This window comes from Microbacterium proteolyticum (assembly GCF_014192415.1).
Taxonomy (GTDB): domain Bacteria; phylum Actinomycetota; class Actinomycetes; order Actinomycetales; family Microbacteriaceae; genus Microbacterium; species Microbacterium proteolyticum.
The window spans coordinates 156,927-183,807 of sequence record NZ_JACHXY010000003.1; the positions used below are offsets into that span (position 1 = coordinate 156,927).

Consider the following 26,881-nt stretch of genomic DNA (forward strand, 5'->3'; position numbering starts at 1 on the left):
TCGCGGTAATCAGCGACACGCCGCCCCACCGGCGGTTCCTCCCCAGTGGGCAGGTCACCGGCATCCTCCCCCGATTGCCCGGACGCCCCGGGCGTCGGCGTTCGCGCCTCGTGAAGATGGGCCCATGAACAGAGTCACCAGCACCGAATACGACAGCCCCGTCGGGCCGGTCCTCCTCACCTTCGTCGACGACGCCCTCGTGCGCCTGCACGTCGCCCACGACGGCATCGACATCGCCCGTGCGGAGATCGCCCAGCGACTGGGGGTGCTGCCCGACCCCGACCCCTCTCCCGGCTCCCACCTCGCCCGTCAACTCGACGAGTACTTCGACGGCGCGCGTCGGTCGTTCGAGGTGCCGCTCGATTGGCGTCTGGTGCGCGGGTTCACGCGCGACGCGCTCGAAGCGTCGCAACAGATCCCGTACGGAGAGGTCGCCTCGTACGGGGAGGTCGCCGCCCTCGCCGGGGCGCCGCGCGCGGCCCGGGCCGTGGGCACCGCGTGCGCGTCGAGTCCGTTCTCGATCGTCGTGCCGGTGCATCGGGTGGTGCGTGCCGACGGATCCATCGGAGAGTACGGCGGTCATCCCGAGGTGAAGGATTTCCTGCTCTCGCTCGAGAACGACACCGTGCTCGGAGAAGGGCTGCGGATCGGCGCGGGGACGTGAAGGTGCCCGGCCCCGCGGACGCGGAGCCGGGCACCGGGTGTCGTCAGTGGTTCGACGCCTTCTCCGCACCGAACCCGGTGAGCGAGCGCACCTCCATCTCGGCGGCCTTGCGCGGGTCCTCCGCGGTGCGAGAGGTGACCGAGCCGAGCCAGCCGAGGAAGAACCCGAGCGGGATCGACACGATCCCGGGGTTGTTCAGCGGCCAGATCGCCACCCCCGTGTCGGCGAACACGCTCGTGGGCGTGCCCCAGAACACGGGCGAGAGGAAGATGAGCACGAGGGCCGAACCGAGGCCGCCGTACATGCTCCAGACCGCGCCGCGGGTGGTGAACTTGCGCCAGAACAGCGAGAACAGGATGGTCGGGAGGTTCGCCGATGCCGCCACCGCGAAGGCGAGGGCCACGAGGAACGCCACGTTCTGCCCCTGCACGCCGATGCCGCCGAGGATCGCCAGCACACCGATGACGATCACCGTGCGACGGGCGACCTTGACCTCTCCGTCGGGCGGGACGTCGCCCTTCTTCACCACGTTGGCGTAGATGTCGTGCGCGAAGGAGGCCGCGGCGGTGATCGTGAGACCCGCCACCACCGCGAGGATGGTCGCGAAAGCCACCGCCGAGATGAAGCCGAGCAGCAGCGGACCGCCGAGGGCGAGGGCGAGCAGGGGTGCCGCCGCGTTGACGCCGCCGGGAGCGGCGAGGATCGTCTCCGACCCCACGAGGGCACCGGCACCGTAGCCCAGCACCAGGGTGAGGATGTAGAAGAGCCCGATGAGCCAGATCGCCCACACGACCGAGCGACGCGCCTCCTTGGCGGTCGGGACGGTGTAGAAGCGCATCAGCACGTGCGGAAGACCCGCAGTGCCGAGCACGAGCGCGAGGGCGAGCGAGATGAAGTCCCACGGATTCTTGCCGTACTGCAGTCCCGGCGCCAGAATGGCATCCCCCTTCGGCGATGCCGCGACCGCGCTCTCGAGGAGCGTGTTGAGGTTGAAGCCGTTGATGGCCAGCACCCAGACCGTCATGACCAGCGCGCCGCCGATGAGCAGGAACGCCTTGACGATCTGCACCCAGGTCGTCCCCTTCATGCCGCCGATGAGCACGTACACGATCATCAGGATGCCGACCACGCCGACGACGATCGACTGACCCACGCGTTCGGTGATGCCCAGGAGCAGCGACACCAGACCACCGGCACCGGCCATCTGCGCGAGGAGATAGAAGAAGCACACCGCCAGGGTCGTGATGGCGGCGGCCATGCGCACCGGCCGCTCCTTGAGGCGGAACGACAGCACATCGGCCATCGTGAACTTGCCGGTGTTACGCATGAGCTCCGCCACCAGCAGCAGCGCGACCAGCCACGCCACCAGGAACCCGATGGAGTACAGGAACCCGTCGTAGCCGTTGATCGCGATCGCCCCGACGATGCCGAGGAACGACGCCGCCGAAAGGTAGTCTCCGGCGATCGCGAAGCCGTTCTGCGGACCGGTGAACGACCGGCCGGCGGCGTAGTAGTCGGCGGCGGTCTTACTGTTGCGGCTGGCCCGGATGACTATGAACAACGTCACGGCGACGAACGCGCCGAAGATCGAGATGTTCAGCACCGGGTTGTTCTCGACCGTCTGCGCGGCCGCGTCGAGCTGGGCGAGGACGTCGTTCACGACCGACCCCCCTCAGTGCGCTCGAGCTCCTCGCGCAGCTGCTCGGCTCCGGGGTCGAGGCGCCGGTTGGCGTACGCGACGTAGCCCATGGTGATGGCGAAGGTCGTGACGAACTGCCCGAGCCCGAGCAGCAGCCCGACGGTGATCGCGCCCGACACCGGCTGGGCCATGAATTCCGGCGCGAACGACGAGAGCAGAACGTAGACGAAGTACCAGACGAGGAACGCCACCGCCAACGGGAAGACGAAGCTGCGCTGCCGCCGCTTCAACTCCCGGAACGGGGCGGACTCCTCGACCGCGATGTAGTCGACGCCGCCCGTGGGGGCGTCGTCGATGCGACGATCCGTCATGTGGCCTCCTTGCCTCATGAGTCCGGCGCTGCACTGCGCCGAAGGGGGATGTGACCGGGCTGTGGAAACGCTCCCGGTGATAAGGTCGACGCTACGAAACGCGGCGACGAGGCCGTCACCCCCGGAAGTAGGTAGTGCGTGGGAGCACCATCCGCTCTTCGAGACGACACGAGCCTGATCTCGCACGCCGTGGTCGAGCTCGCCCGACGCACGCACTTCCCCGTCGCCTTCGGCGGCCTCGAGCACGACGGCGCCGTTCACGTCACGACCATCGTGGGTGCGCGCACGCGGAGCATCGAGGGTCTCGTGGTGCACGAGTCCCGCGGCCTCGGGGGGCGCGCGCTGATCGAACGTCGTCCGCGGATGACGCTGGACTACCGCACCTCGCGCACGATCACGCACGACTACGACCGCGCCATCCTCGGCGAGGGCATCGCGACGCTGTTCGCCGTCCCCGTGCTCGTCGGAGGGGCGGCCCGCGGCGTGCTCTACTGCGGGTCGTGGGCGCAGACGCCGATCGGCGACGCGCAGGCGCGTCCGGCGTTCGACGTCGCCGGCGAGCTCGGCACCGAGCTGCGCGTGCGCGCGGAGGTGGAACGACGGCTCTCGGCGGCTCCGACCGTCGAGGGCGGCCTCGGCGCCGGAGCGCGCGAGGAGATCCGCGAGAGCTACGCTCAGCTGCGCAGCGTCGCCGCGACCGTCGGCGACGCGGACGTCCGCCGCCGCCTCGAAGACATCGAGGCGCGTCTCGCCGCGCTCACGGGCGACGCACCCGCTGCCGCCGTGGATTCCGATCTGCACCTCTCCCGACGGGAGATCGACGTGCTGGCGTGCGCGGCGGTCGGCTCGACGAACGGTGAGATCGCGGCGTCCCTGGGTCTTCGTGAGACCACGGTGAAGTCGTACCTGGCCTCGGCGATGTCGAAGCTCGACGCCTCCACCCGACACGCCGCGGTGACTCGCGCGCGGCGTGCGGGTCTGCTTCCCTGACGCCTGAACGGCCGGTGGGAAGCCCCTGACAATGACCGCGAGAAGTTGAGAGCCGCCGCGATTCTCGGCATCGTGGCTGACTCCTGTCGTCGATCAGAGAAGGAGAGTCACCCATGCTGACACTCACCGAAGAGGCCACGACCGCCGTCAAGACCATCACCGCGCAGTTCCCGGATGCCGCCGAGGGCGGCGTGCGCATCGCCGGAGCCGGATCGCCCGAGTCGCAGTTCGCGCTCTCGGTCGTCGGTGCACCCGAGCCCGCCGACACCGTCGTGGAGAACGCCGGCGCGCGCGTCTTCCTCGACACCGATGCCGCGGCCGTCCTCGACGATCGCGTGCTGGACGCGCAGATCGATCCCCAGGGCTCCGTGCAGTTCGCGGTGACGAACACCGCCTGACGCCCTCGCTGTGCCGACCGATGCCCCGGCCGCGTGCCGGGGCATCGTCGTGTCTCCGGGGTCTCCGCACCGCGACAAGTCATCTCGCCGACGAGTCGGTTGCACGCGGCGATCGAGGTGTCAGCCGGGCGCAGCCGCGGAGGCATCGGGCGAACGGCCGCGGGGCGGGCGAGCACCAGCGGAGCGGGCGAGAACCCGCGGGGCGGGCGAGAACCCGCGGGGCGGGCGAGAACCAGCGGAGCGGGCGAGCACCAGCGGAGCGGGCGAGAACCCGCGGGGCGGGCGAACGGCAGCGGAGCGGCACGCACCCTCGCGGCCGGCGAACGGCTGCGGGCGAGCGGCCGCAGGGCGAGCAGCCCCAAGGCGAGCGACGGGGTCAGCCGCGGAAGACGACGATCTCGTCGTTCTGCTCGTCGTACACGAACTGCAGGGCGGTGCCCGCAGGGAAGCTCGTCTGCTCGCGCTCGGGTGATTCCTCACGAAGCAGCATCGTCGAGGTCGGCGGAAAGACACCGGCGCCACAGACGCTCAGCACGGGGTAATCCCCGGTGTAGGAGAAGCCGACCCCGCCGCTCGTGTCGAGCAGCGCGGGCTGCCAGAGGGTCATGCAGCGCGCCGTGCCCCCCGGATCCTGATACGAGGGCAGAGTCAGCGCCCGGAAACCCTCGAACTCCTCATAGGCGGTGACCTCGCCGATGACGCCCCGCGCCAGCGTCGAGGGGACGTCGAAAGCCGGATCGGCCGACAGCCGTGCGATCTGCGTCGCACCGGTCTGCAGGGGATCGGTCTGCACCCGTTGGACGAGGGTGAGCGCCGTGGCCAGGGTTGCGACGACGAGGGCCGCCGCTCCCAGGAGCAGCACCGTCGATCGACGCGGGTGCGGCAGGGAGAATCGCGGCGGAGCGGGAGCGGCATCCGGTGCCGGCTCACTCGTGGGGATGAGGGGTTCTCTCTCGACGGGAGCGGGTTCCGTTTCCGCCAAGACCGGCCGCGCCTCGAGCTCGATCAGTCGTCGCAGGGCGTTCGGGTCTGACGCGATGTCAGCCGTCGGAGAATAGGCCCGGCGACGCAACTGAGCGAGTTCGTCTTGTTCATCGATCGGCATGAGGCGATCTCACCATCAACAACGGCCGGGGGTCGTGCGGCGAACCGGGCCTCGCGCAGATCGGAGGGCCGGTCGGCTCGTGTCCCGCGCCGCGCACCCCCGACGTTGCTCTGCCGCACGACTCGGGACCGGAACCGATGGGGGCGGTGCGACGACGTGTCCCCGTTCGTGCGGCCCCCGTACCGATCTGCCGCACGAAGTGGGACCTGGGCTGAGGGGGACGGTACGACATGTCCCCGTTCGTGCAGCCCCGGCCCCCGGAATCCGCACGCCAGGGGGACATGTCCCGCGCCGTCGACCTCACCGCCCCGTGAAGTCCGGCGCGCGCTTCGCCTGGAACGCCGCGAACCCCTCGCGGTAGTCGTCGGTGCCGGCGAGGGCCGCTTGCGCGCGGTTCTCGAGCGCCATCGCCTCCCAGAGCCCCAGCCGCTCGTCACGCACAGCCGTCACGATGCGCTTGCTGGCACGGAACGCCTCGGTGGGCCCGGCCGCCGCGCGACGGGCGGCGAGCGCGGTGGCATCCCGGATCTCGGATGCCGGAACCGTCCGCGAGAAGAGCCCGGCGCGTACCGCCTCCTCACCGGTCAGCATGCGGCCGGTGTAGATGAGATCGAGCGTGGCGTGCGTGCCGAGGCGCTCGACGAACAATGCGTGGCCACCGGAGTCGAGGGTCGCGCCGAGGGCGGCGAAGGGTGAGCCGATCTTGGCGTCGTCGGCGACATAGACCACGTCGGTGGCGATGAGCAGGCCGAGGCCCACGCCGAGGCACGCCCCGTGGGCGGCGGCGAAGGTCGGCGCCGGGAATGCCGACATGCGACGGAGCAGGGGCGCGAGTGTGTCGTCGAGGTACCCCGCGACGTCGTCGGTGGCCGGATCGACGTCCGAGATGTCGCGCCCGGCGCAGAACGAGGGTCCCTCGCCGCGCAGGAGCAGGGCGCGCGCTCCGTCGGCCTCGGCGCGGTCGTAGGCCTCGGCGAGCGCGCGCAGGTCGTCGATACCGAGGGCGTTTCGGCGCGACGGCGCGTTCAGGGTGATCTCGGCGAGACCGTCGGCGACGGTGTAGTCGATCACGGCATCCCTCTCATCCGTCGTAATCGACGCGGACGACGTCGGTGCGCGGGTGCGACTGGCAGGTGAGGACATAGCCGCGCTCGATCTCGTCGGGCTCGAGCGCGTAGTTCTCCGTCATCGACACCGCCCCCTCGATCACGCGGGCGCGGCAGGTGCCGCACACACCCCCGGCGCAGGCGAAGGGCACGTCGGGGCGCACGCGGAGGGCGGCGGCGAGGATCGTCTCGTTCGCGGCGACCGGGCTCTCGACCGCGGCGGACTGCCCGTCGAGTGTGAACGCGATGCGGCGCACCGCCTCGTCGGCGCGCACGCGCACGGGGCGCGCGCCGCCGGTCTGCGCGGGCGCGTCGCCGGAGCCTGCGGTGAACATCTCGAACCGCACGCGCTCCCGCGGCACGCCCATCTCGCCCAGCACCCCGCGGCACAGCTCGACCAGCGCGTACGGTCCGCAGAGGAACCACTCGTCGACGGAAGCCGTATCGATGAGCCGCGACAGGATCACGCGCAGACGCTCCTCGTCGATGCGACCCGAGAACACCGGTGCGGTGCGCTGCTCGCGCGAGAGCACGTGGTGAAGGGTCAGCCGAGCCGGGTAGCGGTCCTTCAGGTCGGCGAGCTCGTCGACGAACATCACGTCGGTCGACGAGCGATTGGCGTACACGATCGTCATGCGCGTCTCGGCGGATCGTTCGAGCACGCCCGCGGCGAGCGCCATGATCGGAGTGATCCCCGATCCCGCGGCGATCGCGACGACGTGGCCGGTGGCCGTCGAGGCCCGGGAGACGAAGGTGCCCTGGGGGCTCATCACGTCGATCTCGTCGCCGGGGCGCAGGCCGTCGTGCGCCCAGGATGAGAATCGACCCTCGGGGTCGCGTTTGATGCCCACGCTGAGGGAGCCGTGCGCGGGCGGGCGGCACAGGGAGTAGGAACGACGAAGCTCCTCCCCGTCGACGCGGGCACGCAGCGCGACGTATTGACCCGGGGCGTAGTCGAACGCGTCGTCGAGATCGTCGGGAACGGTGAAGGTCACCTCGATCGCCGTCGGCGTGAGCGGGCGCACGTCGGCGACGCGAAGGGTGTGGAATCGGGCGCGGGCGGTGTCGGCACGCGCATCGGCGGCGACTCCCGCGGGGCCCGGGGGCACGGCATCCATCGTCGTCATCAGAGCGCCTTGAAGTGGTCGAACGGCTCGAGGCACGCGCGGCACTCCCAGTGCGCCTTGCACGAGGTGGAGCCGAAGCGGGAGACTTCGCGCGTGTCGAGGGAGCCGCAGCGCGGGCAGGCGACGCTGAGCGTGAGGCGGATGGGTCCGGCGGGTGCGCGTCCGGTGGGCGGGGCGATGCCGTAGGCGATGAGTTTGCGCTTCCCGGCGTCGCTCATCCAGTCGGTCGTCCACGCGGGCGCGAGGGTGGTCTTCACCACGACACGCTCGAAGCCGGCCGAGGTGAGCGCCAGCACGATGTCGTCGCGGATGGCGTCGACGGCGGGGCACCCCGAGTACGTGGGCGTGATCGTGACCGTGACCGTGTCGTCGTCGAGGCGCACGTCGCGGAGCACTCCCAGGTCGTCGATCGTGAGCACCGGGACCTCGGGATCGACGACCGCAGCGACCACCTCGCGCGCACGATCGAGCGTGGCGATCACCAGGTCGCCCCCGGGTGGCGGCGGGCCAGCACCTGCATCTCGGCGAGGAGCGGCCCGAAGGCGGGGTGGTGGATGCCGCGGCGTCCGCCGGCCGACGATGCGGGGATCGTGGGAACCGGCACGTCCTCCTCTGCGAGCACCGCCGCCAGCACGTCGTCGACGCGCCCGCGCAGCGTCGAGGGACGCACCGCCACGTCGCCGAGACGGTCGTGCAGGGGCTCGTCACGGAAGAGCTCGTCGAGGAACGGCCAGGTGTCGTCGAGCGCGACGAGGAAGCGCCGTCGTGACTCGTCGGTTCCCCCGGCCAGACGCAGCGTCCACTGCACGGCGTGGTCGCGGTGGTAGTCCACCTCTTTCTCCGCCTTGGCCGCGACGGCGGCGAGAACGGGATCGGTGGAGGCCGTGAGCTCGCGGTACAGCTCGAGAAGGTGGGCCGAGGCGAGGAGCTGGCGCACGATCGTGTGCGCGAAGTCGCCGCTCGGGAGCTCGAACAGCCAGGCGCAGCGGAACTCGTGCTCGTCGCGCCCGTAGGCGAGGTCGTCTTCGCTGCGACCGTCGTGGCTGCCGGCGTAGCGCAGGAGCGGACGGGCGTGGCCGAGCAGATCGAGGGCGATGTTCGCGAGGGCCACGTCCTCTTCGAGCTCGGGCGCACGGGCGACCCAGCCGCACAGGTTCTGCGCGAGCACGAGCGCGTCGTCGCCGAGGCGCATCGCGTAGGCGGCGACGTCGGGGCCCGCGGCGCGCTCCTGCCCCCCGGCGAACTCGGCGGAGAGCTCGCGTGCGTCGAGCGAGACGTCGCCGTGCGGGTCGTCGACGTGATGTCCCGCGTCGACGCCAGGTCGCTGAGCCCGTCGAAAGGACCGGGAGTCGCGGTCGGTCGCGGTGCTCACAGGTGAGGCACCCCCTCGGATGCGGTGTAGTACACCGCATGGCGGTAGTTCTTCCCCGCCGGCGACTCGAAGAAGGCGCCCTTCGCTCCCGGGTCGCTGGTGGTCACGGCATCCGAGGGCACGACCCACACCGACACGCCCTCTCCGCGGCGGGTGTACAGGTCGCGGGCGTTGCGCACGGCGAGCTCGGCGTCGGGCGCGTGGAGCGAGCCGACGTGAACGTGGCTGAGGCCGCGGCTGGCGCGCACGAACACCTCCCACAGGGGCCAGGTCTCGTCGGGGCTTCCCCCGGGCGTGACCATCAGGCGGCCTCTCCCGCGGTGCGACGCTGCTTCTTCAGCGCGTACGCCGCGGCGGCTTCGCGTACCCATGCGCCCTCTTCGTGGGCGTCGCGGCGGTGCCGGCGACGGGTGGTGTTGAGCGGTCCACGCCCGGCGAGCACCTCGTGGAACTCGGTCCAGTCGATCTCGCCCGTCTCGTACCGCCCGGTCTCGTCGTCGAAGCGCAGCTCCGGATCGGGAAGAGTGACGCCCAGCACGGCTGCCTGCGGAACCAGCATCGACACGAACCGCTGGCGCAGTTCGTCGTTGCTGAACCGCTTGATGTTCCACGCCATCGACTGCGCCGAGTTGGGCGAGTCGTCGTCGGGCGGCCCGAACATCATGAGGCTCGGCCAGTACCAGCGGTCCACGGCATCCTGAGCCATCTCCCGCTGCGCCTCGGTGCCCTGCATCAGGGTGAGCAGGATCTCGAAACCCTGCCGCTGGTGGAACGACTCCTCCTTGCAGATGCGCACCATGGCGCGGCCGTAGGGTCCGTAGGACGCCCGGCACAGTGGCACCTGGTTGCAGATCGCGGCGCCGTCGACGAGCCACCCGATCGCGCCCATGTCGGCCCAGGTCGGGGCGGGGTAGTTGAAGATCGACGAGTAGCGCGCCTTCCCGTCGACGAGCTGCTGCGTCATCTCGTCGCGGGTGATGCCGAGGGTCTGCGCGGCGGAGTAGAGGTAGAGACCGTGGCCGGCTTCGTCCTGCACCTTGGCGAGAAGGATCGCCTTGCGCGCGAGGCTCGGGGCGCGGGTGATCCACGCCCCCTCGGGCTGCATACCGATGATCTCGGAGTGCGCGTGCTGCGAGATCTGGCGGATGAGCGTGCGGCGGTAGCCGTCCGGCATCCAGTCGCGGGGTTCGATGCGGCCGTCGGCTTCGATGAGCGCGTCGAACATCGCCTCGCCGTCGTGGACGTCGGGTGCGGTCATCGTCATCGTCGACTCCTTTAACAGACCGATCGTTCAGTAAAGTGTATCCCCGGGGTTGTCGCTCCGCAACGGCCGCACGCTCACGCCGGCATCGGCTGCCAGGTCTTCGCCACGAGCGTCAGCACGTCGTACTGCGCGACGATCTCGTCGTCCTGATTCCGGATCACGGCATCCCACCGCACCTCGCCGTACTCGTCGGTCTCGCGCGGGGTGATCTGCTTGGCCGTGAGGGCGACGCGAATGCGATCGCCGGGTGAGACAGGGGTGACGAACCGGAGGTTCTCCAGGCCCGAATTCGCCAGCACCGGCCCCGGCGCGGGGTCGACGAAGAGCCCTGCCGCCCACGACACGAGCAGGTATCCGTGCGCGACGCGCCCCGGGAAGAAGGGGTTCGCCGCGGCCGACTCCTCGTCCATGTGGGCGTAGAAGGTGTCACCGGTGAAGGTCGCGAACACCTCGATGTCGTCGAGGGCGACTTCGCGTTCGCCCGACTCCACGGCATCCCCGATCTTCAGATCCGAGAGGGCTTTGCGGAAGGGATGGATGCCGCCGGTATCGGTGTCGGCACCCGGATGCCACACTCCGGTGAGCGCGGTGAGCATGCGGGGAGAGCCTTGGATCGCCGTCCGCTGCATGTGATGAAGCACGGAGCGGATGCCGCCGAGCTCCTCGCCGCCGCCGGCGCGTCCGGGGCCGCCGTGCACGAGATGCGGCACGGGGGCGCCGTGGCCGGTCGAGGTGCGGGCGTCGTCGCGGTCGAGGAAGAGTACGCGTCCGTTCATCGCCCCCATGCGCGTGAGCAGCTCGGTCGCGACGTCGGGGTCGTGGGTGGCGACGCTGGTGACGAGCGAGCCGCCGCCCCGGCTGACGATGGTCGCCGCGTCGGCGACGTCGGTGTACTCCACGATGCTGGCGACGGGTCCGAAGGCCTCGACGTCGTTGACCGCCGGGGTCGCGGCATCCGCGAAGGCGAGCAGCATGGGCTGGAGGAAGGCGCCGTTGGCGGACACCCCCGGCGGCGTCTCGGCCGAGCCGACCACGAACCGCCCGCCGGCTTCTTCGAGGACGCGCACCTGCCGCAGTACGTCGTCGCGCTGCGCGAGGGAGACGACCGGGCCCATCGTCACGCCCTCGGCACGCGGGTCGCCGATGACGACGCGCTCCGCGATCTTGCGCCGCAGCGCCTCGGCCACGGCGTCCGTCATCCCCGCCGGGACGATCGCACGGCGGATCGCGGTGCACTTCTGCCCCGCCTTGGTGGTGAGCTCGACGAGCAGCTGCTTCACGTACGCGTCGAATTCCGGGGTGCCGGGCACAGCGTCGGGGCCGAGGATCGAGGCGTTGATCGAGTCGGTCTCGCTCGTGAAACGGACGCCCGGTTTCGCCCGGGCGCGCAGCCGCTCGGCGGTGGAGGCGCTGCCGGTGAAGCCGACGGTGTCGCCGAGATCGAGCAGGTCGAACAGGCCGGGAACGCTTCCGCTGACCAACTGCAGCGAGCCCTCGGGCAGCAGCCCCGACTCGACGACGATGCGCACCCACGCCTCGGCGACGTACGAGGTGGGGGTCGCCGGCTTGACGATGGTGGGGAGTCCGGCGAGAAAGGCCGGCGCGAACTTCTCGAGCGCGCCCCACATCGGGAAGTTGAAGGCGTTGATCTGCACCGCAACGCCCGTCAGGCGCGTGTACACGTGCCGGCCGAGGAAGGATCCGTCCTTCGACAGCGGCTCGATCGGTCCATCGAGCACGACCGTGCCCGCGGGAAGCTCGCGGCGCGCCTTCGACGAGAAGGTGAACAGCACGCCGATGCCGCCGTCGACGTCGCTCAGCGAATCGCGGCGCGTCGAGCCGGAGCGCTCCGACAGGGCGTAGAGCTCTTCGCGGCGGTCGTTCAAGGCGATCGCGAGGTTCTTCAGCACCATCGCGCGCTGGGGGAAGGCGAGTGCGCCGAGGCTCTTCCGCCCCGCGGTGCGGGCGTGGGAGACGGCGCCCGCGAGGTCGAGGTCCCGTGTGCTGACCCGGACGATCTCGTCGCCCGTCGACGCGTCGCGCACGATCGCGGCATCCGGATCGCTCTCCGGCGTCCACCAGGCGCCGTTCACGTAACTCGGCAGATACGTCATCGATCGCTCCATTCGTAGAAGCCGCGGCCGGTCTTCCGACCCAGATGCCCCTCGGCGACGAGCTGCCTCAGCAGCGCGGGCGGGGTGAAGCGCGCGCCGAACGCACGCTCGAGCTCTTCGGCGATGCCCAGTCGCACGTCCAGTCCCACGATGTCGGTCGTGCGGAGGGGACCCATCGGATGCCGATACCCCCGCTCCATCGCCGTGTCGATGTCGTGCGCCGAGGCGACCCCCTCCTCGAGCATGCGGATCGCCTCGAGCCCCAGCGCCACCCCGAGTCGGCTCGACGCGAACCCCGGCGCATCGCGCACGACGACGGCGGTCTTGCCGATGGCGCCCACCCAATTCAGGGCTGCCTGCACGACCTCCGGAACGGTGGCGGCGCCGGTCACGACTTCGACCAGCGCCGATGCCGGCACGGGGTTGAAGAAATGCAGGCCGAGGAAGCGCTCGGGGCGACGCAGAGAGGCGGCGAGCGCGTCGATCGAGATCGAGGAGGTGTTGGATGCCACCACCGCGGCGTCGTCGACGACCTCCTCGATCCGCGCGAGGGCGTCGACCTTCACGACGCGGTCCTCCGGGACGGCCTCGACGACCAGCCCCGCACCGGCGAAAGCGGTGAGGTCGGTGCCGGCGGTGAGCGTGTCGGCATCCGGGACCGTCCTCCCCCGCGCCGCGGACCGCTCCAGGTCGGCGTCGACCCGGGCCCGGGCGTGGCCGGCGGCGGCGTCGTCGCGCTCGACGATGTGCACGCGGCAGCCGGCGAGCAGGAAGGCATGCGCGATGCCGGCGCCCATGCGACCCCCGCCGAGCACGCCGACGGTGGCGGGAAGGGATGCCGGAGGTGCGGATCGGGTCGTTGCGCCGGCGCTCGGGTCGGCGGGGTGGGTGGTCGTGACGGCGCGGGTGCCGGGAGGGGTCACGGCTTCTTCCTCTCCAGGAACGCGGTCATGCGCCGGCGCTTGTCGACGCTGTCGAAGAGTTCGGCCTGCAACTCGCCGTCGATGGCGGGGTGCGCCGCGCGCGGCGCCCGCAGAGCGCGTTTGGTGAGCACCGTGGCGCGGGCGGAGTTCGCCGCGATCCGGTCGGCGATCGCGTGCGCGGCGGCGAGCAGGTCGTCGGGCTCGTGCACGCTCGACACCAGCCCCCAGGCGAGAGCCTCGTCGGCGTCGATGACGCGCCCGGTGAGCAGCAGCGCGCTCGCGCGCGCGTGCCCCACGATCTCGGGCAGGCGCCATGATGCTCCCGCCGCGGCGATGATGCCCAGCCCCGGCTCGGGGTTGCCGAAGCGCGCGCGGGGCGTTCCGATGCGGATGTCGGCCGCGTACGCGAGCTCGGCGCCACCGCCCAGGGCGAAGCCGTCGACGGCGGCGATCACGGGCATCGGCAGGTGGCGGATGCGGTCGAACACGGCGGCATTGATGCCGCGGCGGGCGTCGTCGCCGGTGCGTTCGCGCAGTTCGGCGATGTCTGCTCCGGCGGCGAAGATCCCGTCCGTCCCCGTCACGATGAGGGTACGGGGCTGCTCCTCGAGCAGCGCGCACAGGGCGTGCAGCTCGTCGACCATCGCCTGGTCGATCGCATTTCGCCGGTCGGGGCGGTCGAGGGTCGCGATGACGCGGTCGTCCGTCGGCTCGATCCGCAGGCGCGGCGTCTCCTGCTCTACGGGTGTGCGCGCTCCGCCGGCGAGAATCGCGTCCGACATCGCCATCCTCTCCCCCGCCTGCTCTGGCGGGGTTGCCAGGCCTCGACTCCGAGGTTTTACGACCGATCGTTCAGTAATCATGCCAGGCGAACACGCCGACGGCAATGCGCACCTGGAATCCCCCGACCGTGCCGAGCGCACGCGGCTCGAAGATGTCGGGTCACCGGTCTCGTCAGACGTGCGGTCTCGCGAGGGTGGCGCCGACGGTCGCTCGCGGCGCCGCCGGCGATGACGAAAGGAGAAGGGTGCCCCCGACAGGATTCGAACCTGCGACGCCCGCGTTAGGAGTGCGGCGCTCTATCCCCTGAGCTACGAAGGCGGGATGCGACCAGTTTAGTGCGCGGCGATCGGCGGATCGGATGCGTGTCCACGGGCCGCCTCGGTCGGGATGCCAGGGGCGGGGACGCGGCGGCCGGGACGGTGTGCTATCGGTGCCGGGCGTCGCGACGCTCCGGTCGGGGACGGTGGTCGGGAACGCCGCAGTCACGACACCGCGGTCGGCATGCGGTGGTCGAGACGTCTCAGCCGGCGACGTCCGGGGCGGCGATGCGACGGCGCAGCCCCGGGATGAGCCCGTCATCCCAGCGGCCGGGCTCGGCGGGGGCCGCCTGACGCACGTCGACTCCCTCCGATCCGATGCTCGCGACGCACACCAGCAACGACTCGAGCACGTGACCGTCGTGGGCGTCTCGCCGTAGCACCGACGCCGATGGAACGCCGGTGGCGTGCGCGACGACGTCGAGCCACGGCATCCACCAGTCCTCCCCCGGGCCGATGCCGGCACGACGGAAGTCCTCGAGCCACCGCCCGATGCGCGGGGTGACCGGGTCGTCGATCGCGTGGTGAGCGATCATGTGGGTGCCGGGCGCGATCCGTGAGCGACGCACGACGAGGCCGTCCCATTCCACGAGGTGGGCACCGTCGGCATCCACCTCCACGAGATTGAACCCCCGCGTGGTCGGACGGGCCGCGATGCCGGCCCCCACCGCGTCGAGCGGAATGCCACCGCGGCTGACGACCTCGTCGTCGGAGCGGTCGGACAGGTCCTCCCTGTTGAGCAGCACGGCCAGTCGTCGCGCGTCAGGGTCGACGGCCAGCCAGGCACCGCCCGCGCGATCGTCGCGAACGCCCAGGACACCACCGCGCTCCGGCCACCACGGCCCGAGGCCGCGCCAGGGTCGGTCGCGCTCCTCATCACGGACGGCGAGCAGGCGAACGGGCTCGCCCGCGGTCTCCGGAACGTCGATCACGACCGTGCACATTCCGTCCACGCTACCGGCGCGCGGTGCGGTGGGGTCTCCCCTTCTCGCGACACCTTCTCGCTCCGATGGGACTGACCGCCCCGCTTCGGCAGCCGACCTGGAAGACTGGGGCGATGTTCGTCGTCGTGGGAGTGACCGGGGGCATCGCGGCCTACAAGACCGTCAGCCTCGTGCGACTGCTGGTGAAGGCGGGGCACGATGTCCACGTCGTGCCGACAGACGACGCGTTGCGGTTCGTCGGTCTGCCGACGTGGGAGTCGCTCAGCCGCAACCCCGTCACGACATCGGTGCACGACGACGTCGCCAGCGTGCGCCACGTCGCCCTGGGACAATCCGCCGACCTCGTCATCGTCGCCCCGGCCACCGCCAACACCCTCGCCGCCATGGCCGCGGGCCTGGCATCCGACCTCCTCGGTACGACGCTGCTCGCCACGACCGCGCCGGTGGTCGTCGCCCCGGCGATGCACACCGAGATGTGGCGGCATCCCGCGACCACGCACAACATGGAGGTGCTCCGCACTCGCGGGGTGCACGTGGTCGGTCCCGCCGACGGCGTGCTGACGGGCGGGGACTCCGGGCCCGGGCGCATGTCGGAGCCCGAAGAGATCGCCGCCGCCGCCCTCGCCCTCGTCGAGCGCCCGCAAGACCTTCGGGGTCTGTCGATCGTCGTGAGCGCCGGTGGCACCCGTGAGCCGATCGATCCGGTGCGCTACCTCGGCAACCGTTCCAGCGGACGGCAGGGAGTCGCCATCGCCCGAGCCGCCGCCGACCGCGGCGCCGACGTCACCCTGGTCGCCGCGCACCTCGACGCCGACGTACGGCCGGATCCGCGGGTCGACGTCATCGCCGTCGGTACGGCCGAGGAGCTCGGACGGACGATGGATGCCGTCGCCGCCGGCGCGGACGTCATCGTCATGGCCGCGGCGGTCGCTGATTACTCGGTTGCGTCGATCGCCGAGGGCAAGCTCCGCAAACAGGACTTCCCCGGCGCGCTGACGCTGGAGCTCGTCGAGAACCGTGACATCGTCGCGGGCCTCGTGGGGCGTCGCCGCCCGGGGCAGACCATCGTCGCCTTCGCCGCCGAGACGGTCAGCGGCGAAGACGAACTGCGCGAGCGTGCCCGCGCGAAGGTGATCCGCAAGGGCGTCGACCTTCTCGCCGCGAACGCGGTCGGGTGGACGCAGGGCTTCGAAGTCGTCGACAATTCGCTCACGATCGTCGACCGGGAGGGGGAGGTCGTGGCCACGGCATCCGGCTCGAAGGACGACACCGCGCACGCGCTGCTCGACGCGGTCGTGGCGGCGCGGCGAACGACCGCGACGTGAACGTGCGACGAGGCGACTCTCGTCGGCGACGCGCGACGGAACCGCGCGCCTGAGCTACCGACCGCGGAGCCGGTCGAGGACGTCGACGATCTGTTCGGGCTCGGTGCGGGAGGTGTAGTCGACGTGCACGTCGGCGAAGCGCACGACACCCGCCTCGTCGATGACGTAGACGGACGGGAATGGCACCCGTGCGGTGGCGTCGGCGTTGCTGTCGGCCACGTCGAATCCGAGGTCGGTGTGGGCCGCCCGCGCGGCGACGCTGGGCTCGGTGACGATACCGAACTGTTCCGCGAGGCGGTTGGCGGGATCGGACCGCACCGTGAATTCGAGGGACCCGTTCGTCGCGCTCTGCGACGACCCGTCGGGCGTCTGCGGCGACACGGCGATCAGCCTCATGCCGCGCTCGCGCAGCGCCGGAAGGAGCTTCTCCTGGTACGAGCGCAAGGTGATGTTGCAGTACGGGCACCACGCGCCGCGATAGAACACGACGACGGATACCTCTTCACCCCGCGCCGACGAGAACGACGACGCCGTCCCGTCGACCTCGACGAGGACGGCATCGGGAGCCGCATCGCCGATGCCGAGAGCCGCGTCCGGCACCCCGGCGTTGCGCAGATCGGCCTGCTCACCGGCGAAGACACCGGCGAGGCGATCGCCGATCTGCGCCTCGAAACCCGACGTGAAGTCGGTGACCTGCTGAGCGATGGACGGTGCGGACATGAGGGGCCTCCCCGGGCGTCGTCGGCGTCGGGCGCCGGTCCCAGGAGCGTACGTTCGCCCGCGGACGACACGGCCGATTCTGTCACGCAGGGAGACACGGCGTCACCGGACGTCACGTCAGGCCAACCCCCTGGCGCCGCGCGCCGAACCCCGCAGCGAAGGGACGAGGTGCCCCTCGGCCGCAGGCCTCGGCGCGCTGCGCTCAGTAGCCGTAGGTGTACTGCAGCTCCTGCACGAGAGAGAAGACCTGCGTCAGCAGCAAGACGATCCACACGATCGCGATGATCCACGTCACCACGGTCACACCGATCGCCGCCCAGAGCGGGGCGAGCCCCTTACCGGTGTGACGGCGCACGATCACGCTGCGCCCGATGATGTAGACGAGGCCGCTCCCGATCGCGAGCACGAAGAAGCTCCACGCCCAGTGGAAGGGCCGCGCGATTCCGCGGGCACGCAACTGCCGCCAGTCCAGGAACGCGAACAGCACGGTGGCGGCCGCCAGCACGAGGCTCAGGATCGACGACACCACCGTGAGGAGCGTGCCGGCCATCGACGGGCCCGCCAGGGACTCGGAGTACAGGTCGTTGTACACGGACTCGCGCATGAACGAACCCCAGTCGAACGCGAACAGACTCAGGACGCCCACCAGCGGCAGAGCGACCAGAAGCCAGATCCACACGGTGTTCGTGTTGATGTCACGCTGTGGCGCGGCGCCGTATCCGACCGGCGGCGCTGAGGCGTACCCCGTGGTGCCCGCGGTGGGCGCTCCCGGGTACGTCGGTGCGCCGGCGGAGGCGGCTCCCGGGTACGCGGGCGCTCCCGGGTATGCGGGCGCCTCCGGATACGTCGACGCCGCGGGGAAGGCGGGAGCCGGAGCGACGGGAGGGGTGATCGACGATGCCGCGGGAGCAGCCGCGGCGGCCGCGGCAGCGACGGCGCCGGCGCCCGCGGCGGGAGCGGCGTGCGGGTCGTGGGCAGCGGGCGGGTCCTGGGCTGCGGGCGGGTCCTGAGCGGCGAGCGGCTCGTGCGCGTCGGGCGGATCCGGGACCGCGAGCGACTCTCGGGCAGCGGGCGGCTCCTGCACGGTGGGCGAATCAATCGCCGCGGTCGACTCACCCGACGTCGACGGGGTGACAGCGGGGGTGTCGTCGTGCCAGGTGGGATCGTCTTCGGTCGAGCCGTGATCCTCGTGCGGGGCGACCGCGTCGGAGGCGAACGGTGAGGATCCACCCTCTCCGTCGGAGGACTCGCTCGACGTCTCTTCGGCGGCGCGGTGGTCGTCGGACGTCGTGGTGACCGCGTCGGGGTCGGAGGCGGCGACACGCGACGCGTCGTCATCGGTCGGCCCCGTGGCATCCTCTCCCCCTCCGGAAGCGGACGGGGTGCTCCCGTCGACCGCGCGCACCTCGTCGGTCCACGACGCGCCGTTCCAGCGGCGGAGGCCGCCACCACCGGCGGGATCGGGGTGCCAGCCGTCGGGCGGAGTGGGTGTGTCGGTCATGGCGCTCCCTGTCTGATGCGGAACCGGCGGGATGGCCCGAGTCTAGTGAGGGCACGAGGATGCTGTGAGGTCTGTTCCCAGGGCCGCGCGCGTCGAGGGCGGGGCGAGGTCGTGCGTCCGTCGGATCCTGGCGTTCCGTCCGAGATCGCTCCCCCGCGGTCTTCGGCGGGGGCGTGCGACGCGAGCACGGCCGGACACCCGTTCGTCAGGGCACGGCGCGACGCCGGCGCGCGGCGCGAGCAGGGACTCCCGTTCGTCAGGGCGGGGCGGGGCTGCGGTGTGCGGCGCGATCAGGTACGACACCGTCAGGGCACGACCGGGCGCTCCTTCTCGTACAGGGCTCGCACCTGTTCGGCGGTCAGAGCGCGGTCCCAGACACGGACGCGCGCGAAAGTGCCTTCGGCGTAGTTGCCGACGGTCGAGGCCATCTGCACCGCGCCGACGGTGAACTCCGCGGGCGTCGGATTCAAACCGTCCGGATAGGGGTAGGGGTTCTTCATCGAGGTGTTGCCGAACTTGTCCTTCACCGGTCCGAAGGGGACGGAGAGGCCATCGAGGTAGGACACGGCTTCCCTACCGTCGTACGTGCCGACGTGCAGTTGCCAGACGCGACGGGTGAAGGTCTGTCCGGATGCGGAGTAGTCGATCGAGAACGGGTGACCGGCCGTGGGTCCTCCCGTCCGCGACACATGGAAGTTGCCGCGTTCGTCTCCGCCGTACGTGGAGAGGTCGTAGAAGAGTCCGTACGACCTGCGCGGATCCCCACTCGACTCCGACCACATGCCCGCGACGAACCCGGCGTTGTCATCGGTCATCAGGACCCAGGCCGCAACGGTGACCGTTCCCCCGCCCGCTCCGACGTTCAGTCGCCCGACGGCGTCACGATGCAGTCGCAGGAAGCTCTTGCCGGGCAGGTTCACTCCCCGCCCGAACGGCGTGGCGACGGTGGTCGCGCGTGCGGCGCCCGCCTGTTGGAGCGGAAGGTCGCCGACGGTCGTGCGGAACGGAGGGCCGGCTTCGTCGAACCGCCACTCGGCGATCGGCGCGGGCACGTCGACCGGACCGGACGACGGAGTCGGCGCGGGGGTCGGGCTCGCCGTCGGAGTCACCGTCGGCGCGGGCGACGCGGTCGCGGTCGGTGAGGGTGCAGCGGTCGGCGACGGTGAGGGCGTGGCGGTGGCGCTCGGCGTCGCGGTCGGGGCCGGTGAGGGTGTGGCCGTGGCGCTCGGCGTCGGCGTCGGCGTCGGCGTCGGCGTTGGCGTCGGCGTCGGCGTCGGCGTCGGCGAGGGTGAGGGCGCCGCAGTCGTCGTCGGCGACGGTGTCGGTGTCGGTGTCGGTGTCGGTGCAGGCGTGATCGTGGCGCTCGGCGTCGCGGTCGGCACGACGGGGGGACTCGACGTCGGACTCGCGCCGACCGAGATCACGGTCAGGGCGTCCAACGTCACGTTGGAGTTCTGTGCCGCGTCGGATTTCTGGCCGGTCGCGGTCACGGTGAGCGTGTGCGCGCCGGGAGAGAGGTCGATCCGTTCGTACAGGACCGCGTTGAACACGTTCGAGGGCGCGTAGGCGTCGATGCGCCCCACGAGGATGCCGTCGACACGGATCTCGCTGATTCCGCTGAGCGGCGTTCTCCGTCCGTGGATCCGGATGCCGGTGCCCTCGAAGTTGTACGAGTAGGAGGCCTGGGCGGCGTTCGCGTATTGCACGGAGCCGTTGTGGTCGGCCTTGTTCGAGGTCTTGCGCCACGAGCCGCTGTAGGCGATGGACGCGTCGAGTCCGTCGATGGTCCGCACGGTCGGTGCGGAGGTCGCCGCGAACGACGGCACGCTGGCCACCGAGGCGGGAGCGATGATCGCGAGCGCGGTGAGCACGGCGATCGCTCGTGAACGCCACTTCTTCGTCGATGACATCGTGCGGCTCCTCCGTCGCGAGACGTGCGCGGCCGCGGAAGACGGAAGGCGCCCCCCAGGCCTGTCACCCCATCATGCCGCTCGCCCTGCCCGCGTCGATGGGCGAGCCCCTGAAGTTGCGCACACCGGCCGGACGCTGCGCCACGCCTCTGCCTACTCACCGGAAGTCTCGCGACGCGTGGGCCACTCCCACACGCAGATCGGTGAATCCGTCGGCGACCACGTTGGTCACGCCCTCGATCGAACGTTCGAGCATGCCGCGCACGATCAGCGCGGGCGACTCGCGGGCGACCCGGCGATACCTGTTCCACACCCCGACCGAACAGATGATGTTCATGAGTCCGTGCTCGTCTTCGAGGTTGAGGAACGTGATGCCGGATGCCGTGGCCGGTCGCTGCCGATGGGTGACGAGCCCCGCCACCTCGATGCGCCGGTCGGTCTCGAACGTGCGGAGTTCGCGCGAGGTCAGCACGCCGCGCGCATCGAGCGCCGACCGGAAGTGGGTGAGCGGGTGGTCGTCGGCCGAGAGACCCGTCGCCCAGAGGTCGGATGCGAGGATCTCGTAGCTCGACGGGTCGGTGAACAACGGTGGCTGCACGGCGACGAGGGAATCGGGAAGGAATTCGGCGCGGTCCAGTGCCGCCGAACCCGACAACCAGATCGCCTCGCGCCGCGTGTGCCCGAAGCACTCGAACGCCCCCGCCGTCGCGAGCGCCTCGAGCTGCGCCGTGACCAGTCCGGTGCGACGCACCAGGTCGCGGAGGTCGCGGTATGTGCCGCCGCGCTCGCGTTCGGAGACGATGCGCGCAGCCACTTTCGTGCCGATACCGGTGACTCCGGCGAGGCCGAGGCGCACGGCGAACCCGCCGTCACGACGGTGCGCCAGGGTCTCGTCGGGCTCCGACGGGTCGAAGTCGCCGGTCGGAGGCTGCCGTGCGTGCGCGCACGCGTCGAGCCCGGTCGGTGGCCCCATGCCCCGGGGCTGCCGCGGCGCCGCACCACTCGCAGCCGCTCCGCCCGCGCCCTCGCCGCTGGATCCCGCCCCGCCCGCGCCCGCGCCGCTCGTTTCTGTGCCGCGCGATGCCTCGGCGGTATCCCTCCCCCCGGCATGCACCCCCGCGGCGCCCCTCCCCCCGGCATCCGTCTGCGCAGCCTTCGCCCCTCCGTCGACCGCCTCGAGCGTCGCTTCGACCCCCGACCGCGACAGGTCGGGCCGGCGCACCACCACGCCGTGCCGCCGCGCATCGGCGGTCAGGGTCGCGGGCGAGTAGAACCCCATGGGCTGTGCGCGCAGCAACCCCGCGAGGAACGCCGCCGGATAGTGCAGCTTGATCCACGAGCTCGCGTAGACCAGCAGCGCGAACGACAGCGAGTGCGACTCGGCGAAGCCGAAGTTCGCGAACGCCTGGATCTTGGCGTACAGCTCGTCGGCGACCTGACCGACGAGGCCGTTCTCGGCCATGCCGGCGTACAGCGTCTCGCGGAGTGAGTCGATGCGCTCCAGGCCCCGTTTGGACCCCATGGCCCGACGCAGCAGGTCGGCGTCTTCGGCGGAGCAGTTGCCGATGGCGACGGCCATCTGCATCAGCTGCTCCTGGAACACCGGCACCCCCATCGTGCGTTCCAGCACCGGCTCGAGCTTGGGGTGTACGTAGGTGACCTTCTCTTGGCCGAGTTTGCGCCGCACGAACGGGTGCACGGCTCCGCCTTGGATGGGTCCGGGACGGATCAGGGCGATCTGCACGACCAGGTCGTAGAACTTGCGCGGCTGCAGGCGGGGCAGCAACCCCATCTGCGCGCGTGACTCCACCTGGAACACCCCGATCGAGTCGGCCCGGCACAGCATGTCGTACACGGCCTTCTCTTCTTTCGGCAGGGTCGACAGCTCCCACTGCTCGCCGGTGGCATCCCGGATCAGGTCGAAGCAGTACTGCAGGGCCGCGAGCATGCCGAGTCCCAGCAGGTCGAACTTCACCAGCCCCATCCACGCGGCGTCGTCTTTGTCCCACTGGATGACCGTGCGGTCCTCCATGCGCGCGTGCTCGATGGGCACGACTTCGCCCACCGGCCGATCGGTGAGCACCATGCCCCCGGAATGGATGCCGAGGTGCCGCGGCGCTTTCAGCAGCTCCGACGCGAACTCGATGACCTGATCGGGGATGTCGTGGTCGCCTCCGGTCTCGAGCGTCGCCCCCCAGCGCTCGACCTGCTTCGACCAGGCATCCTGCTGACCGGGTGAATGTCCGAGGGCCCGGGCCATGTCGCGCACGGCGTTCTTGGGGCGGTACTGGATGACGTTGGCCACCTGCGCCGCCCGTTCACGCCCGTACTCCCGGTAGACCCACTGGATGATCTCTTCCCGGCGGTCGGAGTCGAAATCGACGTCGATGTCGGGCTCCTCGTCGCGCAGGCTCGACAGGAACCGCTCGAACGGCAGCTTGTAGAAGATGGAGTCGACCGCGGTGATGTCGAGCAGGTAGCAGACCGCGCTGTTGGCGGCCGACCCGCGACCCTGGCACAGGATGCCGCGACGGCGGGCCTCGGCCACGATGCCGTAGACGATGAGGAAGTACCCCGGGAAGTCCTTCATCTCGATGACGCCGAGCTCGCGTTCGATGCGGCGGCGGTCGTCGTCGGAGAGATCCGGGTACTTGCGGGGCACGGCCTCCCACACCAGGTGTCGCAGCCACGACATGGGCGTGTGCCCCTCGGGGACCTTCTGTTTCGGAAGCGCGGGCTTGGCGCGGCGCAGCGGAAAGGCGATCTCGTCTGCCAGAGTCACGGTGCGCGCGACCGCGCCCGGGTAACGCGCGAACCGCGCCGACATCTCGACACCCGAGCGCAGGTGCGCGCCGGCGTGCGCGGGCAACCACCCGTCGAGCTCGTCGAGACCCCGGTTCGCCCGTACCGCAGCCACGGCGGCGGCGAGCAGTTCCTTCTGCGGAGCGGCGTAATGCACGTTGTTCGTGGCGAGGGTCGGCAGCCCGCGCTCGGCGGCGAGCGCCGCCAACACGTCGTTGCGACGGGAATCGAGGGGGTCGCCCTGGTCCATCAGTTCGACGTAGACGGCCTGCGCACCGAAAAGGTCGACGAGGGTGTCGAGTTCACGCGCGGCCCCTGCCGGTCCCTCGGATGCCAGCGCCTGCCGGACCGCTCCCTTACGGCATCCGGTGAGCACGGCCCAGTGCGGATCGCGGGGACCGCCCGCCCGCTCGGCGAGATCGGCGAGGTCGTAGACGGGGCGCCCCTTCTCGGCGCCGGTCAGTTGCGCGTGGGTGATCGCGGCGGCGAGACGGTGGTACCCCTCTTCTCGCCGCGCGAGGACGAGCAGGTGCGAACCCTCGGGATCGGCCGTGCCGCTCTGCGGACCGCCGAGTCCCAGCGACAATTCCGCCCCGAACACGGTCTTCACCGTGCGGGCCTCGGCCGCCTCGGCGAAGCGCACGATGCCGTAGAAACCGTCGTGGTCGGTGAGGGCGAGGGCGTGCAGGCCCAGGCGCTCGGCCTCTTCTACGAGCTCTTCGGGCGAGGAGGCGCCGTCGAGGAACGAGTACGACGAGTGCGCGTGCAGTTCGGCGTACGGGATCGTGTCGTCGGGGCGTTCGATCGACGGCGGCACATACGCCCCGCGCTTGTGCGACCAGGCCGGGCTGTCGCCGCCGTCGCCGTTCGGCGGCGTGCCGGTCGGCCGACGCGCGTCGCTGAGCAGGCGCTCCAGCTCCGACCACTTCACCGGGGGGTTGGTCCATCCCATCAGCGCACCCCCGCCTCGTTGCGTGACGCCGGCACCCCGCCGGCCCCCGCACTCGGATGGAGCACACCCACGGCCCGGGCGACTCGGATGCTCTCGCGCTCAGTCATATCGCCCCTCCGCCCGCCACTCGCCCTCTTCGACCACGAGCAGCCAGGCGCCGCCATCGGCGTCGATCACCTGGAATCGGTGCGCCCGGCGTGCCCGCAACGGGTCCCACCCGCGCTCGCTGATCGGCCAGGGTCCCGCCCATTCGTGGATGCGACGACGCTGCCCCGCCGTCTCGAGCACTGCGGGCGGGGCGCTCAGCACGTCTCGCTCCCCCACCGTCACGGGGGCGCCCCCGACGTCCGTCACGCCGACCAGGCGTGGTTCGGGGTAGACCGTGGCCGGCAGGGGGTCGGGAAGGCTGCCGGGCCAGGGCCGCGCCCGATCTTTCGCCGTGACGGCTCGATCGCCCCACGGCACGTTCACCTGGCGTTCGGCGAGCCATCGCCCGCCGCCGACGACCGGCGTCACCACGGCACGATGACCGAGCATGGCCTGCACGCGCGACAACGCGTGATGCACGCGTTCGTCGGGGCCGGCGCCGAAGAGTCCTTTGGCGTGGTGGGCTGCGGCATCCACCGCTTCGGGTTCGATGTGCACACCGGCCACACCGCTGCCGAAGATGCCCTGCGCGTCTTCGGCGAGTTGCCACCGCACCCGGTCGACCACGGCGGCGGCGTCGAACGACCCCGGATGCAACCAGACGCGTTCGCTGCGCTCGGCTCGTTCGCCGGTGAGGACGACGCGCAGTTCGGTGCACACGAGGTCGTGCGCCCCCAACCCGGCGATGAACTCCTCGGCCGCCACGCGCATGCCGAAGGCGATCTGATCGGCGAGCTCGAGCGGGGGTTCGAAGGCGACGTCGCGGTGCAGTTCGGGTGGAGGCGTCCGCGGCTGCACCGGCTGCGAGTCGAGCCCTCCCGACAGGGCGTGCAGCCGCACCCCACGGCCACCGAAACGCTCCCGTACCCGCTCGACCGGAAGCGCGGCCAGGTCACCGAGCGTGTGCACGCCCAGGCGTGAGAGCAGGCTCCCGAACTCGTCGTCGTCGAGCGTCGCGACGGACAGGGGCGCCAGGAACGCGCCGGCTTCTCCCGATGCGACGATCCGCACCGGGTCGTCGACGCGCGCTGATCGCGCCGCCTGCTCGGCGGTGAAGACGCCGTCGGCGACACTCGCCCGCACGTCGCTGAAACCGACGTCGTCGAGCAGACGGATCAGCGTGCGAGCCGCCTCGCGTTCGCCGCCGTAGTACCGGGCCGGTCCTCGCGCTTTCAGCGCGCACAGCCCGGGTCGCACGACCTGCACTCCGGGGGCGTACTCCTCGACGCGCGCGACGACGGGGGCGAAGGCGCGCGCGTCGCGCACGGGGTCGGCGGGCACGACCTGCAGCACCGGGCACAGGGCCTGTGCGTCGCGGCGCTTCTGGCCCCGACGCACTCCCTGCGCCCGGGCCGCCCACGAGCACGCCACGACGATGTTGTTCGCGAACACCGCGACGGCGGCATCCGGCTGCGGGGGCGAGACGGCCTCGTGGGCGAACGCCGTGATCGGCCAGTCGGGAAACCACAGCACGAGGCTGCGCGTGGGCGCCTGCATCACCCCACCGCCCGTACGGGGTAAGCCGGCACCGAATACGCGTCGAGTTCGCGTGGCATGAGACGTTCGGCGGGTGCGCCCAGCAGCTCGATCGACCCGTCGGCGGCCGGCAGCAGCATGCGTGCGCGGCGGGCGTTGGGCGAACGCCGGCTGCTGACCGAGACCGTCAGTTCACGACCGGCGAGATACCCGTTGCCCTGACCGAGCCCCGACCACTGCGGGTCGGCCACGTCGATCACCGCTTCGGCCTGCGGCCAGGCGCCCTGCACGAGCAGCACCGACCCGCGGTCGCGCAGGCGCGCGGCCAGGCGCGTGGTCTCGGCACCCCCGCGAGCCGCCGTGGAACCGGCCGGCGGGCGCACGGCCACCACCGGCAGCACCTCGGTGATCGTCGCGGTCACCGCGAGCCACCGCGGCCCCGGATCGGGGATGAAGACGAGCCGGTCGAGATCGAGACCGTACTTCTCAGCGGCTTCGGCACCCAGTTCGGGCATGCCGATCACTCCGCACCACGCCCCGTCTTGCGAGGGTCGGGCCATGAGCGCGAGCAGCAGCGAGGACGAGCGGGCGAGGGCGTAGGCCGAGCCCGGACGCAAACCGCCTCCGGGCAGCAGCGGCGAGAACGCGGGATGCGTCGGGAGCACCGGGGCGTCCATACGACGGCCCTGCATGCGCTCGAGGCGATCACGCAGCGCATGGATGTCGGGTACGGCCTGTACCTGGTCTCTCATGATCGCCCTCACTCCCACAGGTTAGAACATGTGTTCTATTCCCTCAATCCCTGTGGGTCGAAGATACGATCGACCTCCGACATCGGCGGAGGAGGTCGGCTGCAGCGCCCCGAACATGACGCGGATCCCCGAAGGCCCCGGCCGGGCGCACCGAGGAGCCCGGCGAGCCGGGGCGGGCG

General features: G+C 71.2%; 23 protein-coding genes and 1 tRNA gene. 4 read left to right on the top strand and 20 right to left on the bottom strand.

Going from position 1 to position 26,881, the window contains the following annotated elements:
• The first annotated feature begins 124 nt into the window (after nucleotides 1-124).
• Nucleotides 125-664 (top strand): methylated-DNA--[protein]-cysteine S-methyltransferase, encoded by a 540-nt coding sequence (locus FHS07_RS12875; RefSeq protein WP_183420324.1) that lies wholly within the window; start codon nucleotides 125-127, stop codon nucleotides 662-664.
• Nucleotides 665-707: 43 nt separating this feature from the next.
• Here FHS07_RS12875 and FHS07_RS12880 read toward each other — a convergent pair whose 3' ends face one another.
• Both FHS07_RS12880 and FHS07_RS12885 read right to left on the bottom strand, forming a co-directional pair.
• Nucleotides 708-2,324, bottom strand: coding sequence for a sodium:solute symporter family transporter (locus tag FHS07_RS12880; protein ID WP_183420325.1), 1,617 nt, complete (start codon nucleotides 2,322-2,324; stop codon nucleotides 708-710).
• Nucleotides 2,321-2,674: a DUF485 domain-containing protein gene (locus tag FHS07_RS12885; RefSeq protein ID WP_183420326.1), complete on the bottom strand. Its 354-nt coding sequence runs from the start codon at nucleotides 2,672-2,674 to the stop codon at nucleotides 2,321-2,323. The genes FHS07_RS12880 and FHS07_RS12885 overlap by 4 nt, the downstream gene beginning before the upstream one ends.
• 138 nt (nucleotides 2,675-2,812) lie before the next feature.
• Here FHS07_RS12885 and FHS07_RS12890 point away from each other — a divergent pair, with 138 nt between their 5' ends.
• Complete coding sequence (locus tag FHS07_RS12890; RefSeq protein ID WP_183420327.1) at nucleotides 2,813-3,664, top strand: LuxR C-terminal-related transcriptional regulator; 852 nt, start codon at nucleotides 2,813-2,815, stop codon at nucleotides 3,662-3,664.
• A 113-nt stretch (nucleotides 3,665-3,777) separates the two neighbouring features.
• The gene (locus tag FHS07_RS12895) at nucleotides 3,778-4,062 is read left to right on the top strand and encodes a Fe-S cluster assembly protein HesB (RefSeq protein ID WP_183420328.1); all 285 of its coding nucleotides are present in this window, start codon (nucleotides 3,778-3,780) and stop codon (nucleotides 4,060-4,062) included.
• Between the two features lie 376 nt (nucleotides 4,063-4,438).
• On the opposite strand, the gene FHS07_RS12900 is transcribed toward FHS07_RS12895, so the two are convergent.
• The 12 genes from FHS07_RS12900 to FHS07_RS12955 all read right to left on the bottom strand — a co-directional run bounded on the left by FHS07_RS12900 (nucleotide 4,439) and on the right by FHS07_RS12955 (nucleotide 15,117).
• Nucleotides 4,439-5,167, bottom strand: coding sequence for a hypothetical protein (locus FHS07_RS12900; protein WP_183420329.1), 729 nt, complete (start codon nucleotides 5,165-5,167; stop codon nucleotides 4,439-4,441).
• A 300-nt stretch (nucleotides 5,168-5,467) separates the two neighbouring features.
• Nucleotides 5,468-6,238: an enoyl-CoA hydratase-related protein gene (locus FHS07_RS12905; protein WP_183420330.1), complete on the bottom strand. Its 771-nt coding sequence runs from the start codon at nucleotides 6,236-6,238 to the stop codon at nucleotides 5,468-5,470.
• A gap of 10 nt (nucleotides 6,239-6,248) precedes the next feature.
• A complete protein-coding gene (gene paaE, locus FHS07_RS12910; protein WP_246383642.1) occupies nucleotides 6,249-7,391 on the bottom strand; it encodes a 1,2-phenylacetyl-CoA epoxidase subunit PaaE in 1,143 nt (380 codons plus the stop codon).
• An 8-nt stretch (nucleotides 7,392-7,399) separates the two neighbouring features.
• A complete protein-coding gene (gene paaD / locus FHS07_RS12915) occupies nucleotides 7,400-7,882 on the bottom strand; it encodes a 1,2-phenylacetyl-CoA epoxidase subunit PaaD (RefSeq protein ID WP_343054717.1) in 483 nt (160 codons plus the stop codon).
• Nucleotides 7,879-8,772, bottom strand: coding sequence for a 1,2-phenylacetyl-CoA epoxidase subunit PaaC (paaC, locus tag FHS07_RS12920; RefSeq protein ID WP_183420332.1), 894 nt, complete (start codon nucleotides 8,770-8,772; stop codon nucleotides 7,879-7,881). The genes paaD and paaC overlap by 4 nt, the downstream gene beginning before the upstream one ends.
• The gene (paaB, locus tag FHS07_RS12925; protein WP_183420333.1) at nucleotides 8,769-9,074 is read right to left on the bottom strand and encodes a 1,2-phenylacetyl-CoA epoxidase subunit PaaB; all 306 of its coding nucleotides are present in this window, start codon (nucleotides 9,072-9,074) and stop codon (nucleotides 8,769-8,771) included. Before paaB ends, paaC begins: the two co-directional genes overlap by 4 nt.
• Nucleotides 9,074-10,036 (bottom strand): 1,2-phenylacetyl-CoA epoxidase subunit PaaA, encoded by a 963-nt coding sequence (gene paaA / locus FHS07_RS12930; protein WP_183420334.1) that lies wholly within the window; start codon nucleotides 10,034-10,036, stop codon nucleotides 9,074-9,076. The genes paaB and paaA overlap by 1 nt, the downstream gene beginning before the upstream one ends.
• Before the next feature lie 74 nt (nucleotides 10,037-10,110).
• Complete coding sequence (gene paaZ / locus FHS07_RS12935; protein ID WP_183420335.1) at nucleotides 10,111-12,150, bottom strand: phenylacetic acid degradation bifunctional protein PaaZ; 2,040 nt, start codon at nucleotides 12,148-12,150, stop codon at nucleotides 10,111-10,113.
• Nucleotides 12,147-12,965 carry a 3-hydroxyacyl-CoA dehydrogenase family protein gene (locus FHS07_RS12940; RefSeq protein ID WP_343054738.1) on the bottom strand — a complete coding sequence of 273 codons (819 nt, stop codon included), beginning with the start codon at nucleotides 12,963-12,965 and terminating at the stop codon, nucleotides 12,147-12,149. The genes paaZ and FHS07_RS12940 overlap by 4 nt, the downstream gene beginning before the upstream one ends.
• A gap of 104 nt (nucleotides 12,966-13,069) precedes the next feature.
• The gene (locus FHS07_RS12945; RefSeq protein WP_183420336.1) at nucleotides 13,070-13,855 is read right to left on the bottom strand and encodes an enoyl-CoA hydratase/isomerase family protein; all 786 of its coding nucleotides are present in this window, start codon (nucleotides 13,853-13,855) and stop codon (nucleotides 13,070-13,072) included.
• Between the two features lie 246 nt (nucleotides 13,856-14,101).
• A tRNA-Arg gene (locus tag FHS07_RS12950) sits at nucleotides 14,102-14,174 on the bottom strand.
• A 202-nt stretch (nucleotides 14,175-14,376) separates the two neighbouring features.
• Nucleotides 14,377-15,117 (bottom strand): NRDE family protein, encoded by a 741-nt coding sequence (locus FHS07_RS12955; protein ID WP_183420337.1) that lies wholly within the window; start codon nucleotides 15,115-15,117, stop codon nucleotides 14,377-14,379.
• Between the two features lie 113 nt (nucleotides 15,118-15,230).
• Here FHS07_RS12955 and coaBC point away from each other — a divergent pair, with 113 nt between their 5' ends.
• Entirely contained in the window at nucleotides 15,231-16,442 is a 1,212-nt protein-coding gene (gene coaBC / locus FHS07_RS12960; protein ID WP_183420338.1) for a bifunctional phosphopantothenoylcysteine decarboxylase/phosphopantothenate--cysteine ligase CoaBC, read from the top strand.
• A 54-nt stretch (nucleotides 16,443-16,496) separates the two neighbouring features.
• Here the strand turns inward: coaBC and FHS07_RS12965 are convergent, their stop codons facing one another.
• The 6 genes from FHS07_RS12965 to FHS07_RS12990 form a co-directional block, all read right to left on the bottom strand.
• Nucleotides 16,497-17,162 carry a peroxiredoxin-like family protein gene (locus tag FHS07_RS12965; RefSeq protein WP_183420339.1) on the bottom strand — a complete coding sequence of 222 codons (666 nt, stop codon included), beginning with the start codon at nucleotides 17,160-17,162 and terminating at the stop codon, nucleotides 16,497-16,499.
• 202 nt (nucleotides 17,163-17,364) lie between these two features.
• A complete protein-coding gene (locus FHS07_RS12970) occupies nucleotides 17,365-18,663 on the bottom strand; it encodes a DUF2510 domain-containing protein (protein WP_183420340.1) in 1,299 nt (432 codons plus the stop codon).
• A 305-nt stretch (nucleotides 18,664-18,968) separates the two neighbouring features.
• Nucleotides 18,969-20,573 carry a LamG-like jellyroll fold domain-containing protein gene (locus tag FHS07_RS12975; RefSeq protein ID WP_183420341.1) on the bottom strand — a complete coding sequence of 535 codons (1,605 nt, stop codon included), beginning with the start codon at nucleotides 20,571-20,573 and terminating at the stop codon, nucleotides 18,969-18,971.
• A gap of 157 nt (nucleotides 20,574-20,730) precedes the next feature.
• A complete protein-coding gene (locus tag FHS07_RS12980; RefSeq protein WP_183420342.1) occupies nucleotides 20,731-24,327 on the bottom strand; it encodes an error-prone DNA polymerase in 3,597 nt (1,198 codons plus the stop codon).
• 99 nt (nucleotides 24,328-24,426) lie between these two features.
• Complete coding sequence (locus FHS07_RS12985) at nucleotides 24,427-25,971, bottom strand: DNA polymerase Y family protein (protein WP_183420782.1); 1,545 nt, start codon at nucleotides 25,969-25,971, stop codon at nucleotides 24,427-24,429.
• Nucleotides 25,971-26,702, bottom strand: coding sequence for a hypothetical protein (locus tag FHS07_RS12990; protein ID WP_183420343.1), 732 nt, complete (start codon nucleotides 26,700-26,702; stop codon nucleotides 25,971-25,973). The genes FHS07_RS12985 and FHS07_RS12990 overlap by 1 nt, the downstream gene beginning before the upstream one ends.
• Between the last annotated feature and the right edge of the window lie 179 nt (nucleotides 26,703-26,881).